Genomic DNA, 14,851 nt, shown 5'->3' on the forward strand with positions numbered 1-14,851 from the left:
CGCATGCTCGTTCTTGCTCAGGGGGCTTGCTCTCGGCGGTAGGCGGTTGGAAGGAGCACTAGCGATGGGCGAGGGGTACGCATGACCGACACCGGCCAGGTCCCGGGCGAGGGACTGCCGGAGAACGCAGGCGGACGACTCGGACATCCGCACCCGGCGGATGTCCATGCCCCGCCTGCCGACGCCGGTTACATCGAACAGCCACAGCCCGGTGTCCAGCCCGGCACCGCCTACACCTTCCTCGACGGCTCCGAACACGTGGGCGAGGAGGACGACCTGCTGCTGATGCCGGGCGCCCAGGGCGCCTGGAGCGAGCAGCAGGCCCAGTACCAGACCGGGGCGTACGAGGCGGGGGTGCTCGACCCCGCCGCGTACGCCGAGACCCAGATGCCCGAGCCCCAGCCCGTGGCGGAGCAGCCCGTACCGCAGCCGGCCCCCGCCCCCGCCCCGGCCGCCTACGCGGCGCCCGCCGCCCCCATCCGGCGCCCGCTCCACATGGGCCCGCCGGTACCCGACACCTCCGGCGGCGTGGTGCGTTCGCTCGCCGACCGGGGTCCGGCGGCGGGTCGGCACGCCGCGCCCGTACGCCAGCCGGAGCCCCAGCCGCAGGCGGCGCCGGAGCAGCAGGCCGTTCCGGAGACCCTAGAGCCACAGGTTGCGCCTGAGCCGCAGCCGCAGGTGCCGCACCAGGGGGCGTCCCAGCCGGAGGTGCGGCCCGAGCCGCAGCCGGAGTACGGGATGGGGGCCCAGCAGGGCGTCCCGGTGCCCGAGCAGGACGGGATGCCCGAGCAGCAGTACGCCGGGCCCGAGCAGTTCGTCATGCCTGAGCAGCCGTTCGCGGCGCCTGAGCAGTTTGTCGCTCCCGAGCAGCAGCCAGTCATGCCTGAGCAGCGGCCGGTCATGCCCGAGCAGCCGCTGGCGGCGGACTACTCCACCGCGCCCCAGTACGCCGCCGGGCCGCAGTACTTCACCCCGCAGCCCGACGACCCGGGGCGGCTCCCCGGGCCCCAGCTCGCGGACCTCTCGCAGCTCGTCGACGCCCCGCCGCCGGGGGACGCGTGGGACTCCACGCCGCCGGTGCAGCAGGCCGTGCCCGTGGAGACGGGCGTTCCGGCCGAGGAGCCCCAGGTCGCGGGGGTGCCCGAAGCGGAGCCCGCTCCGGAGCAGTTCGCTCAGCCGGAGGCGGTGGCGCCGGAGATTGTGGCGCCCGAGGCTGTGGCGCCGGAGGCGCAGCCGGTCGCGATGGACCAGGCGTATGTGGACCCGGCCGCCGTGGATCCGGCTGCCATGGATCCGCACCAGACGGGTGCGAGCATTCCGGCCCAGGCCGGGGCGCCCGTCGTGGAGCCCGCCCCACAGCCCGCCGTGGCGGAGGAGCAGGTCGTCGAGATCCCGGCCCAGGCCCAGACCGAGCCCGTCACCGAACGGCCCGAGGCCCAGCCCGCCCCGGCTCCGGTCGCGGAGGCCGCGCCCGAGATCCCGGCGCAGCTGGCCCATGAGCCGATCGCGATCGAGATGCCGCCAGCTCCCGCCGCCGAGGCCCCCGCCGAGGCCCCTGCCGAGGAGGCCGCTCAGCAACTCCCGGAGCAGCCCGCCGAAACGGTGGAGCAGACCGCCGTGGACCCGGGTCACTCGATAGTGGCCGACGAGACGCCCCAGCCCGAGGCGCCCGCCGTCGCCGAGCAACCGTCCGCCGCCGAGCCGCAGGCTGAGGTGGAGGTCGCACCGGAGGCCGAGGCCGCGACGTCCGAGGAGCCCGCCGAGGAGCAGGTGGCGGCCGAGGTGGAGCCCGAGCCGACCGCCGTCGAGGCGGAGACTCCTGAGGCGGCGGCCGAGGTCGTGGCTGAGGAGCCGTCCCCGGAGGAGCGGGCTCCCGAGCCCGAAGCGGCCGACACCCCGGAGCCCGGGGCCGCCGCGAGCGAAGAGCCCGAGGCGGAGGCGCCCGAGACCGCCGAGGCCCAGGCGACGCCCGCCGAGCCGGAGGCGGAAGCGGCGGACACCCAGGACACCCAGGACGCCGAGGCAGCGCCGGAGGCCGGTACGGGGGCCACCGAGCCCACGGATGAGGCAGGGGCGCAGACCCAGCCCGCCGAACCCGAGGCCACGGTCCCCGAAACGGCTCCCGAAGGCGAAGCCACCGAGCCCGAGGCAGCTGAGCCCGAGACCCGGGCCACCGAGCAGGAGGCCACGGAGCCGGAGGCCGGTGCTCCGGAAGCCGACACCCCGGAAGCCACCGAGCCCGAGGCCGAGGCGATGGAACCCACCGAGCCCGAGGCCGAGGCCGAGACCGAGACCGCCGAAGCGGAGACCACGAACGCGGAAGCCGCCGAGCCGGAAGCCACGGAGCCCGAGGCCACCGACTCAGACGCCGCAGACTCTGAAGCCACCGACTCCGACGCCACCGACTCCGAAGCCACCGACGCCGAGGCCACCGCCCTCGAGCCGGAGCCCGAGCCCGCATCGGAACCCGAGACGGCCCCCGAGGACGTGAACCCCGAGGACGCCGCCCCCGCAACGGCCCCCGAATCCGCGCCGGAGCCCGAGTCGGAAACCGAGCCGGAAACCGAGCCCGAGCCCGAAGCGGTGCCCATCCCCATCGGCCCCCGCGCCGAGGGGTACGACGAGGCCGAGCGCGCCGCCGTCCACCGCGTGATGCGTGAGCGCCGGGACATCCGCAACGGCTTCCGCCCCGACCCCATCCCGCACGAGGTCCTGCTGCGCGTCCTCGAGGCCGCGCACACCGCGCCCAGCGTGGGGCACTCCCAGCCGTGGGACTTCGTCGTGATCCGCTCGGCGGAGACCCGGCGGGCCATGCACGACCTGGCCATGCGCCAGCGGGACGCGTACGCCAAGTCCCTCCCCAAGGGCCGGGCCAAGCAGTTCAAGGAACTGAAGATCGAGGCCATCCTCGAGACCCCGGTCAACATCGTCGTCACCGCCGATCCCACCCGCGGCGGCCGCCACACCCTCGGCCGGCACACCCAGCCGCAGATGGCGCCGTACTCCTCCGCGCTCGCGGTGGAGAACCTCTGGCTCGCGGCCCGCGCCGAGGGCCTCGGCGTCGGCTGGGTCAGCTTCTTCGACGAGCGCGAGATGGTGCGGGAGCTCGGGCTGCCCGAGCATCTGGAGGTCGTGGCGTATCTGTGCGTCGGCTACGTCGACGAGTTCCCGGAGGAGCCCGAGCTGATGAAGGCCGGGTGGTCCAAGCGCCGCCCGCTGTCCTGGGTCGTCCACGAGGAGTCGTACGGCCGCCGCACCCTGCCCGGCGGGGACCCGCACAATCTGCTCCAGGAGACCCTGCGGGGCATCCGTCCGCTGGACGCCAAGGCGCTCGGCGAGGCGTGGGAGCGGCAGAAGCGGATGACCAAGCCGTCCGGCGCGCTCGGCATGCTGGAGATCATCTCCGCCCAGCTGAGCGGGCTGTCCCGGCAGTGCCCGCCGCCGATCCCGGAGCCCGCGGCCGTCGCGATCTTCGCGGGCGACCACGGGGTGCACGCCCAGGGCGTCACCGCCTGGCCGCAGGAGGTCACCGGCCAGATGGTGGCCAACTTCCTGGGCGGCGGCGCGGTCTGCAACGCCTTCGCCGGTCAGGTGGGCGCCGAGGTGTGCGTCGTGGACGTCGGCGTGGCGAGCGATCTGCCCAGCACCCCCGGGCTGCTGCCGCGCAAGGTGCGGGCGGGCACCGGAGACTTCACCGTCGGCCCCGCGCTCACCCGCGAGGAGGTGCTGCGCGCCATCGAGGTGGGCATCGAGACGGCCCGCGATCTGGTGGCCGCCGGGAACAAGGCGCTGCTCACCGGGGAGATGGGGATCGCCAACACCACCGTGTCGGCCGCCCTGGTCGCCATCTACACCGGCGCCGACCCGGCCGAGGTGACCGGGCGCGGCACGGGCATCAACGACGAGATGCACGCGCGCAAGATCGATGTCGTACGGCGCGGGCTCGAGCTGCACCAGCCCGATCCGGCCGACCCCATCGGCGTCATGTCGGCGTTCGGCGGGCTGGAGCACGCCGCGATCACCGGGCTGCTGCTGGGCGGCGCCTCGCTGCGTACGCCCGTGATCCTGGACGGGGTGAGCGCGGGCGCCGCCGCGCTGGTCGCCCGCGCCATCGCGCCCGAGGTGCTGGCGGCCTGCATCGCGGGCCACCGCAGTGCCGAGCCGGGCCATGTGGCGGCCCTGAACAAACTGGGCCTGCGTCCCCTGGTCGACCTGGATCTGCGGCTCGGCGAGGGCACCGGGGCGCTGCTGGCCCTCCCGGTGGTGCAGAGCGCCGCACGGGCGATGCACGAGGTGGCCACGTTCGACTCCGCGGGGGTCACGGAGAAGAACTGACGCGTGCCCCCGCCGCGTAGGGTGTCGGCGGGGGCCCCGCCCCACAGACGATCAGCCGCTCCAGCGCCGCAGCGGCCGTTGCTTCGCACGAGGAGAGCCGCACCGCCATGTCCGAAAACTTCGCATACCCGGTCGGGCTGCGCCTTTCCGGGCGGCGTGTCGTCGTCCTCGGGGCGGGTCAGGTCGCCCAGCGCCGGCTGCCCGCGCTGATAGCGGCCGGTGCGGACATCCTGCTGATCTCGCCGTCCGCCACGCCTTCCGTCGAGGCCATGGCCGAGGCGGGGGAGGTGCGCTGGGAGCGCCGCCGCTACCAGGAGGGCGACTTCGAGGGCGCCTGGTACGTCCTGATCACCACCGACGACCCGGAGGCCAACGCCGCCGCGTCCGCCGAGGCCGAGGCGCGCCGCATCTGGTGTGTGCGCAGCGACGACGCCGAGGCCGCCTCCGCCTGGACCCCGGCCACCGGGCGCAGCGAGGGCGTCACCGTCGCCGTTCTCACCGGGCAGGATCCGCGCCGCTCCGCCGCCGTACGGGACGCCGTGGTGGAGGGGCTGCGCGACGGCACCCTCGCCGCGCCCCGCCACCGCACCCGCGGCCCCCATGTGGCGCTGGTCGGCGGCGGCCCCGGCGATCCGGACCTGATCACCGTGCGCGGCCGCCGCCTCCTCGCCGAGGCGGACGTGGTGGTGGCCGACCGCCTCGGCCCGCGCGATCTGCTCGATGAGCTGCCGCCGCATGTCGAGGTGATCGACGCGGCGAAGATCCCGTACGGCCGCTTCATGGCCCAGGAGGCGATCAACAACGCGCTGATCGAGCACGCCAAGGCGGGCAAGTCGGTGGTCCGCCTCAAGGGCGGCGACCCCTTCGTCTTCGGGCGCGGCATGGAGGAGGCGGAGGCGCTCGCCGAGGCCGGTATCCCGTGCACCGTCGTGCCCGGCATCTCCAGCTCCATCAGCGTTCCGGGCGCGGCCGGGATCCCGGTGACCCACCGGGGCGTCGCGCATGAATTCACGGTGGTCAGCGGCCATGTCGCCCCCGACGACCCCAGCTCCCTGGTGGACTGGGCGGCGCTGGCGAGGCTGCGCGGCACGCTGGTGCTGCTCATGGCCGTCGAGAAGATCGGCGCCATCGCCGCGGCCCTCGTCGCCCACGGCCGCGCCGCCGACACCCCCGTCGCCGTGGTCCAGGAGGGCACCACCCCGGCCCAGCGCCGGGTGGACGCGACCCTCGCCACCGTCGGGGAGAGGGTCGCGGCCGAGGGCGTACGGCCCCCGGCGGTCGTGGTGATCGGTGAGGTCGTCGCGGTCTCGTCCCGTGACCACCGGTGACGTCATCGGACGTAACCGCCGGTAACTTATTCACGTCGGGCTCATTGGCACCGCATCCAGGACAAGGCAGTATCACTTAAGTGGCTGATCTCATCACCGTCGATGATCCGGACGACCCGCGGCTGAGCGATTACACGGGTCTGACCGATGTGGAGCTACGCCGCAAGCGGGAGCCGGCCGAGGGCCTGTTCATCGCCGAGGGCGAGAAGGTGATCCGGCGCGCCCGGGTCGCCGGTTACGAGATGCGCTCGATGCTGCTGTCGTCCAAGTGGGTCGATGTGATGCGGGACGTGATCGAGGACGTCCCCGCCCCCGTCTACGCCGTCAGCCCCGAACTGGCCGAACGCGTGACGGGCTACCACGTCCACCGCGGCGCCCTCGCCTCCATGCAGCGCAAGCCGCTGCCGGACGCGGAGACGATCCTGGCGGACGCGCGTCGCGTCGCCATCATGGAGTCCGTCAACGACCACACCAACACCGGCGCCATCTTCCGCAGCGCGGCGGCCCTCGGCATGGACGCCGTGCTCCTCTCCCCGGACTGCGCCGACCCCCTCTACCGGCGCTCGGTCAAGGTCTCCATGGGCGCCGTCTTCTCCGTGCCGTACGCCCGGCTGGAGAGCTGGCCGCGCGGGCTGGAGGCGGTCCGGGAGGCGGGCTTCAAGATCCTCGCGCTGACCCCCGACGAGAAGGCCACCACCATCGACGACGCGGCCCCGCACCGCCTGGAGCGGGTCGCGCTGATGCTGGGCGCGGAGGGCGACGGCCTCTCCACCCAGGCCCTGATGGCCGCGGACGAGTGGGTCCGCATCCCCATGGCCCACGGCGTGGACTCCCTCAACGTGGGCGCGGCAGCGGCGGTCGCCTTCTACGCGGTCACATCGGGCCGGCCGGGCCACTGACAGCCGTGTGCCAGGGGCTCCGCCCCTGGTACCCCGGGCCCCCGGGGTCTTGGGGCGGAGCCCCGCCTCCCAGCCCCTCCGGGGGACACCTCCCAGCGGTAGCTGGGGGAGCGTGAGGCCCGGGGCCTGGGGCGAAGCCCCGCTTTCCAGCCCCTTCGGGGGACACCTCCCAGCGGTAGCTGGGGAAGTTCGGGGAGCGGGGGCCCGGGGCGAAGCCCCGCTTTCCAGCCTCTCCGGGGGGCGCCTCCCAGCGGTAGCTGGGGGAGTTTGAGGAGCGGGGCTTGGGGCGAAGCCCCGCCTTCCAGCCTCTCCGGCGTCTGGCCTTTCAGCCTCTCCGGCGTTTGAGGAGCGGGGTCTGGGGCGGAGCCCCAGTTTCGGGAAGGGGCGGGGAGGGGAGCAGCCCGCCGCAGGCGTCAAGCTCCGCCGGACACGCCCTGGCGGCCGTCAACCTCGGCCCCCACCGACCCCGGTGCCGCCGACGAGACCGCCCCCGTCGGCCCGAGCGGCGCCCCCAGCCCGTTCGCCGGCCCCTGGCAACCCTGCGCCGCAGCGATCCCCAACGCCACCAGCAGCGTCACCACGACGAACACGGTCAGCCGCTGCCGCAGCAGCCGCCGGTTGGGCCCGCCGGGGCGGCGCCCGTTCGGCGAGGTGCGCACGGTCTGGGCCGGCCGCCCGGTACGCGCGGGCGGTCTCGCGCCACCGCGGCGCTGCCCCGGGCGCGCGGGCGTGTTCCGCCCCGAGGGGCGGCCCGAGGACCCGCCCGTACTGGCCCCCGGCCGCTGGGCCGGAGGCCCGCTCCGCGGCGCGGGCGTACCGCCGGAACGCCGCTCCGTGTGCTGGTCGGCATACGCCTCGGGGCGCGCCTCGGGGCGCCGCGCCGGAGGACGGCCCTGCCCACCACCGTAGCCCCCGGCCCCGGCCCCGGCCCCGGCCCCAGCCCCAGCCCCGGCACCGGAACCAGCCCCGGCACCAGAGCCATGACCATGCGCCTCGCGCGCCGCGATCTCCTTCAGCCGCAGCGACAGTTGCAGCGTGCTCGGCCGGTCCTCCGGATCCTTCGCCAGGCAGGCGTGGAGCAGCGGTGCCAGCGCGTCGGGGACGCCCAGCAGCTGCGGCTCCTCATGGACCACCCGGTACAGCATCACCTCGGAACTGCCGTGCCCGAACGGCGAGTCCGCCGTCGAGGCGTACGCGAGCGTGGCGCCCAGCGCGAAGACATCGGTCGCCGGGGTCACCGCCGCGCCCCGCACCTGCTCGGGCGCGAGGAAGCCGGGCGAGCCGACCGCCGTGCCCACGTGGGTGAGAGTGCTGGCCCCGGTCGCCCAGGCGATGCCGAAGTCGATGATGCGCGGGCCCTTGGGCGAGAGCAGGATGTTGGAGGGCTTGAGGTCGCGGTGGACGACCCCCGCCTCATGGACCGCCAACAGCCCCTCCGCCAGCGCCGACCCGATCGACGCGACCTGGGCGGCGGGCAGCGGGCCCTCCTCGTTCACCTTGTCGTGGAGGGAGGGGCCCGGTACGTACTGGGTGGCGAACCAGGGGCGGTCGGCCTCCAGGTCGGCGGCGACCAGCCGGGCCGTACAGCCGCCGCGGATCCGCCGTGCCGCGGAGACCTCCCGGGCGAACCGGGACCGGAACTCCCGGTCCTCGGCGAGGTCCGGCCGGATCACCTTCAGGGCCACCCGCTGTCCGCGCCGGTCGGAGCCGAGGTAGACCACCCCCATGCCGCCCGCGCCGAGCCGCCGGTGGAGGCGGAAGGAGCCGACGACACGCGGGTCCTCGCGCCGGAGCCGCATCATCGCCATGTCCGTCCCCTACCTCCGGTGGGCCCCTCCCCTTAACCCCTGGTGGGGAGCCCCATCCGCTGCCGTCTGCTTGCCGTCTGCTTGCCGTTTGCCGTCGAACTGCCGTCGGTTCGCCGCTGTTGTTCCGTTGCCGTCCGTCTGACGTGCACAGCTTACGGATTGACGGCCCCTCGCGCTGAGAGGCCGCGCATGCGTCGGCCGATGGATTGTCAGTGGTGCCTGAGATCCTGGAGAAGTGGGTCGGAACCGTGGCAATCCGCGCTCGGGCCCGCTGCTGCGTGATCTCAAAAGGCCGTCTCAGGAGGGGGATTGAGACCGTGAAGGGTGATCGTGTGGAGATAGTCGTGGACGCGGGGGACACGACGCGGACATATGAAGTGGTGGCCACCAGGGCGGGCCGGAGGGTCGAGACGGCGGTCCGGCGGGGGGTGGTGGAAGTGAGCGAAGTCACCCGTAATGGGTCCGTGGTGCGGACGGCCCGCTTCATGGCCAACCGGGTCCTGGCCCTGGTGGAGCAGCCGGTTCCGCGGAGTGAGGAGGGGGAGGGTGAGTAGGGCTCGCACAGGCTCGGAGGGGCACACTCCGCTGACTCCGGAGGGCATCCGGAGAGAGCGCTTCCGCGACCCCTTCCGGGAAGACCCCAAGGCGTGAGGGCGCGTCTCCACCCAGGGGAGTAGTCGACGCCTCCCGGGGTCATCCTCCGGGAGGCCCGGCAATCGGTACGAAGGCATGACGCCGAGGACCGGGGTGCGCGCCTAATGTTGTGGTCAAGCGGCGGGCGCAGCACTCGTCCCCCGAGGTCAGACGCTCGCCGCCCCCAGATGTGACGGAGGAGGGACGATGGCGGACACGGCTGGACGCACGGTCATCGGAACACGTCGTCGCAGGTCCGTGAGCGCGGCGGTGGACGCGTTCGGCGGCCCGCAGACCGGCACCCGCCATCCTCTGGTCGCGGCGGCGATGGTGCTGCCGATGGCCATCCTCCTGACCATCACCTTCGGCGGCTGGGATGCCGTCGTCACACAAGCGTCGTCCGTGGCGGGAATGCTGGGGCGCTGAGGCGCCCCGGGCCCGGGAGAGCGGCCCGGGCCGGGGACTTCCGGCCATTAACCCCGTGGGGACGGGGGTGCGGCGGACGGCACGAATGCCCGGACAGCTGGGGAGCTGTCCGGGCATCGCGCCTTTTCGGGGCCGATCCGGACCGCCGCCGTAAGGAACCCGTCAGCGGGGCCCGGCCCGGGCGGTAGCTCCCGCCGGGATCAGCTCAGCTCGACGGACCACTTCCCGCGGCCGAGGAAGGTACGGCCGTCGGGCATGATGTCCACTCGGGCCCCTCGCACCGGTAGCTCGCCGTGACTCAGCCAGTAGTCGCGGACCTTGTCGAGGGCGTCCCACAGCCGGCGGGGGCCGCCCTGGTGCACGGTGGGCCGCTCGTTCCCGGTCGCCGTCGCACGGGCCCACGATCCGTCGGCATGTGCCATGAGCGCGACACGCTGCTCGCCGTCCTCCCGGTACTCGTGCTCGATACCGGGCGCCTCGATGTCGAGCATGGACGCGAGGTCCCACGCGTTCGCCACGTCGACGACGGGGTACGGACCGCGAGTCACTTCATCTCCGTCCAGTTCCGCGGCCTTGGCGAGGCGAACGGCCATCCCGGGCGGGTAGTCGTCACCGTGGCGAGCGTGCATGAACCCTGCCCGGTCCCACTCGACGCGCCCGGTCGCGCCCCCGTCCTCGTCCTTCTCGGCCGTGACGAGGAGGGAGGTACCGGCGATCGTGGTCACCAGCCGACCGCCGGGGCGGAGCACCCGAAGCCAGCTTTCGGGAATCGTGCGTACTGACACAGTGGCGACGATTCGGTCAAAGCTCGCAGGCTCGTACGGCAGGTCTCCGGTCGCGTCGATCGTGTCGAGCGTGGGAGCGACCCCAGCCTCGCCCACCCGCTTGCGGGCGGCCTCGGTCAGGTAGCGGTCGACATCGACACTCGTCACCTGCTCGTCGCTCAGCCGGCGGGCAGCGAGGGCGGCCCCGTACCCGCTTCCCGTGCCCACGTCGAGCAGGCGGTCGCCATCGTCGATGCGGGCGTGCTGGAACATGCCCACGACCAGGCTCGGCAGGGTGGCCGAGGACGTCGGCCGGCCGTGCGGCCGGTCGGCCGCCGTGGCGTGGTCGGCGTGTAAGGGGCCGACACGGGTCACGAGCGAGGTGTCGCGGTACGCCGTGTCAAGCCAGCGATCCGGGTCTGAGGGGCCGTCGTGCAGCTCCCAGCCGTCCGAACCGCGCTCCCACCATCGGGGGACGAACAGGTGCCGTGGCGTGGCGGCGACGGCCGGTGCCCATCGGGAGTGCCGGTGTGTCGCGGCGCCGGCCAGAGCGGCGGCGCGGGTGGACCAGTTCACGCGTGGACTCCAAGGGAGGGAGGCGGGGCGGGTGCGAAGTGCTTCGGGGCGCAGGCGGGCGTACGGGCGGGGTCGCAGTCGTTCGAATCGGCCGGGGTACAGGCGCCGGTGCGCGGCTCGGGCACGGCTGCAATCATCTCGCCCCATCGGTCGCTGTGCAGGATCTCGGCGAGACGCTGTTCGCGGACGTTGCCGGCGACCATGAAGCGGCTGAGGATGCAGCCGGACACGGCCCCGTCGGGGGAGACGGATACGCGGTGCCGGAAGCAGTGCCCGCACAGCTCGGCGGTGGTCGGCATGCTCGTGTCCGGCTCGGCCGCGCGGCCGATCTTGCGCATGCGGTCGACCTGGATTTCCTTGATGCCGAGCCGGTGCAGCTCCGCTTTGGCCTGCTCGACGCGCTGCCCCTCGATCACTTCGACGATGCCGGCGCGCATGGGGATACCGCGCCGGACCGCTTCGATGATGTTCGCCCTGGTGCGGTCGAGGCTTCCGCGCGTGCGGGTGATCTGCTCGTGCTGGGCCCGGTCGTCGCTGTAGTAGGACGTGGCGAGGCAGACGCCTTTACGGCTGAAGGAGTCCCAGAGAGAGGGCCGTACGTGGGTGAGGTTCGAATACACCTCGACTTCGAGGCCGGCGTCGAGGGCTTCGTCGATGAACTGTGGCAGGTGCGGTGAGAGGGTCGGCTCGCCGCCGATGAACTGGACCAGGGGGATGCCCAGCTCGGCCACGTCAGCGATGACGTGCGACCAGTCCTCGCGAGTCATGTGCCCGGAGGGCGCCTGCGGGCTGCTGTCGGTGCAGCAGTGGGTACACCGGAGTTGGCAGGTCCCGGTGATCTCCAGCTCAACGGATTGAATACCGATCACGGTAGCTGTGCTCACGTGAGTGCCTCCATGAGTAGACGGGTGCGACCCTGACCCTGCGGTCGCCTGGGGTGGTGCACCGCCCCCGCGCCGCGGGGGAACCGGTAAAAACGCGGGGGCGGCGGTCAACGGGCGGCGTGCCTCGCCGGTTTCCGGCGGCGCCGGCCCGCCCTCGCCGGGGAGGGTTGGCACCCGGCGGGGGCGGGGGACTGTGGGGGCTTGGGCGGCATCAGCAGGGGAGCGGCGAGCAGGTTGTACCGGGCGTCGTAGTCGGTCACGCTGATGCGGTACGGCTCGGCGGCTGCGAGTGTCAGCAGGGCCTGCTCGTACTGGCCGGGTTCCTGAGCCCATGCGTATAGGTAGGCGTGAGGGCGGGGACACGTAGGCCCGGTGGGGACGACGGGAGCCCTCCCGAGATAGGGCTCGCCAGGGTGGGGGGCGAACAGGCGGGCGAGGCGCAGCGCTTCGGCTTGCATCCAACGGGCGGCCAGTCGAGGCGTGGGCGCTCGGTAGGTGGCGAGTATGACCTCGCGGGTGCCGCTGAGGTCGTGGGCGGTCGCAGAACAGTGGAAGGCGAGGGGGAGCCGCGCGGAAGTGTGTGCCGAGCCAGGCGGAGCGAGCGTCAGCACAGCCGCGCTCACGGCTTACCCCCTCGGGCCTGGTGCCGCTGCTCGATGATGTGGTCGAGCTGGATTCGGTACAGCTCGACCTGCGCGGGCTCCAGAATCAGGACCGACTCGGACATGCCGCCGTCTTCGTGGTGGACCATGACCGGTAGGGCGGCCTGCTGCGCCCGGTGGTCGTAGATGACATCCCGTTTCAGGGGACTGACGTGGGTGACCGGCACGGGCACGGGGCGCAAGGTGTCACCGCTGGACGGGGCCGACCATTCCCGGCCACCTCCCGGCGGGCGCAGGTGGTAGGACGCCGAGCTTGCGCCCGGTACACGGACGACGACGCCGATCCGCCCGTTCTCCGCGAGGTCTGAGGCGAGGTCGCCGAGCCGGGGGCGAAACGGGGTGGCTGCGCTTAACTCGGCGCCCTGCGCGGGAAGTTGCTTCGAAGTCTGTTCGGCCATGCCCCGAAGCTAGGAGCAGGGCAGCAGCCGAATATGAACCGCAGGAATATCACCCTCATCCATCGAGGTGAAAGCGGTCTGACATGCGGCGCAGCTTCTCACGGGTGGTCGCTCGTTCGGCGTAGACGAGGCTACGCAGGGTTGACCGCGCAATGGGGTGGTTGCGGATGAGCTGGGGCGCGATGCGTTCGGCCTTCTCCAGTTCCGTCAACGCCTTGTCCCGGTCGCCATCCCAAAGCCAGGCGCGGGCAAGGTCCATGTGGTGGTGTCCCTGGCGGGAGTTGGGGAGCGCGGCGACAAGTTCCGAACTGGTCTTGCGGTTTATGGCCAGAGCCCTTCGCTGCTCGCGCATCTCAAGCGCAACGCTGATGGCGTGAATCTGCACGTTGCCCGGCGAGAACGTCAGCGAATGCCGGTCATACACCGGCGGACCGGAGCATGCGCCCAACCGATCTGCGGCGTCCCTGGCGTGCGCGATGCGGTCCTCGGCCTCCGCCCGGAGTCCGCCCCGTGCTGCCGAAACCGCCGCGCGCAGTTGCAGCGAGCCCCATGCGCGAATGGCCAGCGGTTCGCCCTGGTCGTAACCCTGCTGCACGCTTCGAAGCGCCTTGTCCGAGAGGGCGACGGCATCCGCCCAATCTGCGGTTGCCCACATATCCCATACCCGCATCCAGTCCGCCACGGCTGGCATGACTGAATCACCAGACAGCCGCGCTGACCATGCGGCCCGTTCACAGGCCATGGCCACCAATTCGGGATGGCCGAGGGCGTGCGCGGCGGTGTGCGCGAACTTGCAGCACACGGCGTAGATCGCGAACGCTTCCTCGCGCTCATGACCAGTGGATACCTCGGCGAGGGCGCGCGCTTCCCGGAACAGGTCGGGAAGCACCTGCATGATCGCGACATTTGCTGCGGCGTCGCGTAGATGGTGCAGTCGGGTGGTCTCCTGCCAGAGCTGACCAGCCGGCCGCGGGGTGCCGTCGAAGATGGGGGCGAGGTCGTACCGGCGCAGCTCGCGCAGGACGGATGACGCGGCGACCTGCCATTGGTTCTCGTCGGGTGAGCTGTTGTACGGACGGCCGATCAGGTCATTCGGGTGTACATGCAGCTCGGCGGCGAGCAGATTGAGCAGGCCGACCCGATCAAGTTCGATGAGGCCGCGTTCCATCTTCGACACCCACCCCTGAGACTTCCCCAGGGCGGCGGCGAGGTCGGCCTGGGGCATCCCGAGACGGAGCCGGGCGCGCCGTGCGCGACGGCCGATCTCCTCGGCTTCTTCCAACATCAGTGCGCCCCCTTTGCGGTGGGGCGCCAGCGGGGTTCGAGCGGGCGGCGATGCATCCGTGCTCCATCCGTCGGGCGTATACCTCAGAACGGTACCCACGGTGCGCGACGGGTGTGGAGCGCTACAGGTCAATAAGTGCGCTAGGGACGACAAAGGCGCCCCCGCGCGACCGTGACCGGCCGTACGGGGGCGTTGGTGTCATCGGCTGGTGAGCTGCCACAGGGACAGCAGCAGGCCGCACAGGGCGACCAGCGCGGCCACGGATGGGAGCGGCCAGCGTGCGCGCTCGAGGGCGTCGAGTCGGGCGTCGCTGCGCTTCTGGCGCTCGGTCTCGCCGCGCTCGAGGGTGTCGAGGCGCGCGTCGTGGGTGTCGAGGCGTCGGGCGTGGTCCTTCTGCGTCTCGTCGCTTTGGTCGTGGCGCTGGACGAGCAGGGCGAGGGCGCCGTCGGTGCGGGTGAACCCGACCTCGATGGTTCGTCGAATGCGCTCGAGCTCGAGGGCGACCGTGGCCGGATCGTTGGGCGAGGGCTCGGTCACTCGGTGCCGCCCCCGGTGTCGGGAAGGCCGATGCCGAGTCGGTCGAGCAGCTGCTCGACGGCGGGCGCGGCCATGATGCGGGCGATGATGCCCGCCGCGGCGGCGGCCGATCCGGCTGCGGCGACCAGCCATGGGGCGGCGACGGCGAGGGCGTCGTTATCGGCGATCACGGCGGTGAGGGCGGGCAGTACGGCGGGGACGGCGAGCAGGTGTGGCCTTGCGGTGGGGGCCCGCTCCTGGCGGCGCCCCTGCACGCCTGCGGGCCGCTCCTGGCGACCATGCGCGTGCATGCAAAAGGGCCCGCTGGGGGCGGGCC

General features: G+C 72.8%; 12 protein-coding genes. 5 read left to right on the forward strand and 7 right to left on the reverse strand.

Annotated elements, in window-relative coordinates; all coding sequences use genetic code 11:
• Window positions 1–81: 81 nt before the first annotated feature.
• The 3 genes from cobT to ACT2CW_RS44095 all read left to right on the forward strand — a co-directional run bounded on the left by cobT (window position 82) and on the right by ACT2CW_RS44095 (window position 6,562).
• Window positions 82–4,335: a nicotinate-nucleotide--dimethylbenzimidazole phosphoribosyltransferase gene (cobT, locus tag ACT2CW_RS44085; protein WP_445520670.1), complete on the forward strand. Its 4,254-nt coding sequence runs from the start codon at window positions 82–84 to the stop codon at window positions 4,333–4,335.
• Window positions 4,336–4,442: 107 nt separating this feature from the next.
• Window positions 4,443–5,663 carry a uroporphyrinogen-III C-methyltransferase gene (gene cobA, locus ACT2CW_RS44090; protein ID WP_445520671.1) on the forward strand — a complete coding sequence of 407 codons (1,221 nt, stop codon included), beginning with the start codon at window positions 4,443–4,445 and terminating at the stop codon, window positions 5,661–5,663.
• Window positions 5,664–5,743: 80 nt separating this feature from the next.
• Entirely contained in the window at window positions 5,744–6,562 is an 819-nt protein-coding gene (locus ACT2CW_RS44095; protein ID WP_138916611.1) for a TrmH family RNA methyltransferase, read from the forward strand.
• Between the two features lie 413 nt (window positions 6,563–6,975).
• On the opposite strand, the gene ACT2CW_RS44100 is transcribed toward ACT2CW_RS44095, so the two are convergent.
• Window positions 6,976–8,370 carry a protein kinase domain-containing protein gene (locus ACT2CW_RS44100; protein WP_445520672.1) on the reverse strand — a complete coding sequence of 465 codons (1,395 nt, stop codon included), beginning with the start codon at window positions 8,368–8,370 and terminating at the stop codon, window positions 6,976–6,978.
• A 317-nt stretch (window positions 8,371–8,687) separates the two neighbouring features.
• On the opposite strand from ACT2CW_RS44100, the gene ACT2CW_RS44105 reads away from it, so the two are divergent.
• On the forward strand, window positions 8,688–8,924 hold the full coding sequence (locus ACT2CW_RS44105) for a hypothetical protein (RefSeq protein ID WP_037951761.1): 237 nt from the start codon (window positions 8,688–8,690) through the stop codon (window positions 8,922–8,924).
• A gap of 286 nt (window positions 8,925–9,210) precedes the next feature.
• Entirely contained in the window at window positions 9,211–9,429 is a 219-nt protein-coding gene (locus tag ACT2CW_RS44110; RefSeq protein WP_037951535.1) for a hypothetical protein, read from the forward strand.
• Window positions 9,430–9,629: 200 nt separating this feature from the next.
• Here the strand turns inward: ACT2CW_RS44110 and ACT2CW_RS44115 are convergent, their stop codons facing one another.
• From ACT2CW_RS44115 to ACT2CW_RS44140, 6 genes are all read right to left on the reverse strand, one after another.
• Entirely contained in the window at window positions 9,630–10,769 is a 1,140-nt protein-coding gene (locus tag ACT2CW_RS44115; RefSeq protein WP_445520673.1) for a methyltransferase domain-containing protein, read from the reverse strand.
• Window positions 10,766–11,653, reverse strand: coding sequence for a radical SAM protein (locus tag ACT2CW_RS44120; protein WP_445520674.1), 888 nt, complete (start codon window positions 11,651–11,653; stop codon window positions 10,766–10,768). The genes ACT2CW_RS44115 and ACT2CW_RS44120 overlap by 4 nt, the downstream gene beginning before the upstream one ends.
• A gap of 619 nt (window positions 11,654–12,272) precedes the next feature.
• The gene (locus ACT2CW_RS44125; protein ID WP_445520675.1) at window positions 12,273–12,713 is read right to left on the reverse strand and encodes a hypothetical protein; all 441 of its coding nucleotides are present in this window, start codon (window positions 12,711–12,713) and stop codon (window positions 12,273–12,275) included.
• A gap of 55 nt (window positions 12,714–12,768) precedes the next feature.
• Complete coding sequence (locus ACT2CW_RS44130; protein WP_445520676.1) at window positions 12,769–13,998, reverse strand: helix-turn-helix domain-containing protein; 1,230 nt, start codon at window positions 13,996–13,998, stop codon at window positions 12,769–12,771.
• Window positions 13,999–14,196: 198 nt separating this feature from the next.
• On the reverse strand, window positions 14,197–14,535 hold the full coding sequence (locus ACT2CW_RS44135; RefSeq protein WP_445520677.1) for a hypothetical protein: 339 nt from the start codon (window positions 14,533–14,535) through the stop codon (window positions 14,197–14,199).
• The gene (locus ACT2CW_RS44140) at window positions 14,532–14,825 is read right to left on the reverse strand and encodes a hypothetical protein (RefSeq protein WP_445520678.1); all 294 of its coding nucleotides are present in this window, start codon (window positions 14,823–14,825) and stop codon (window positions 14,532–14,534) included. The genes ACT2CW_RS44135 and ACT2CW_RS44140 overlap by 4 nt, the downstream gene beginning before the upstream one ends.
• Window positions 14,826–14,851: the final 26 nt, after the last annotated feature.

The organism is Streptomyces sp. NEAU-174 (assembly GCF_052665095.1).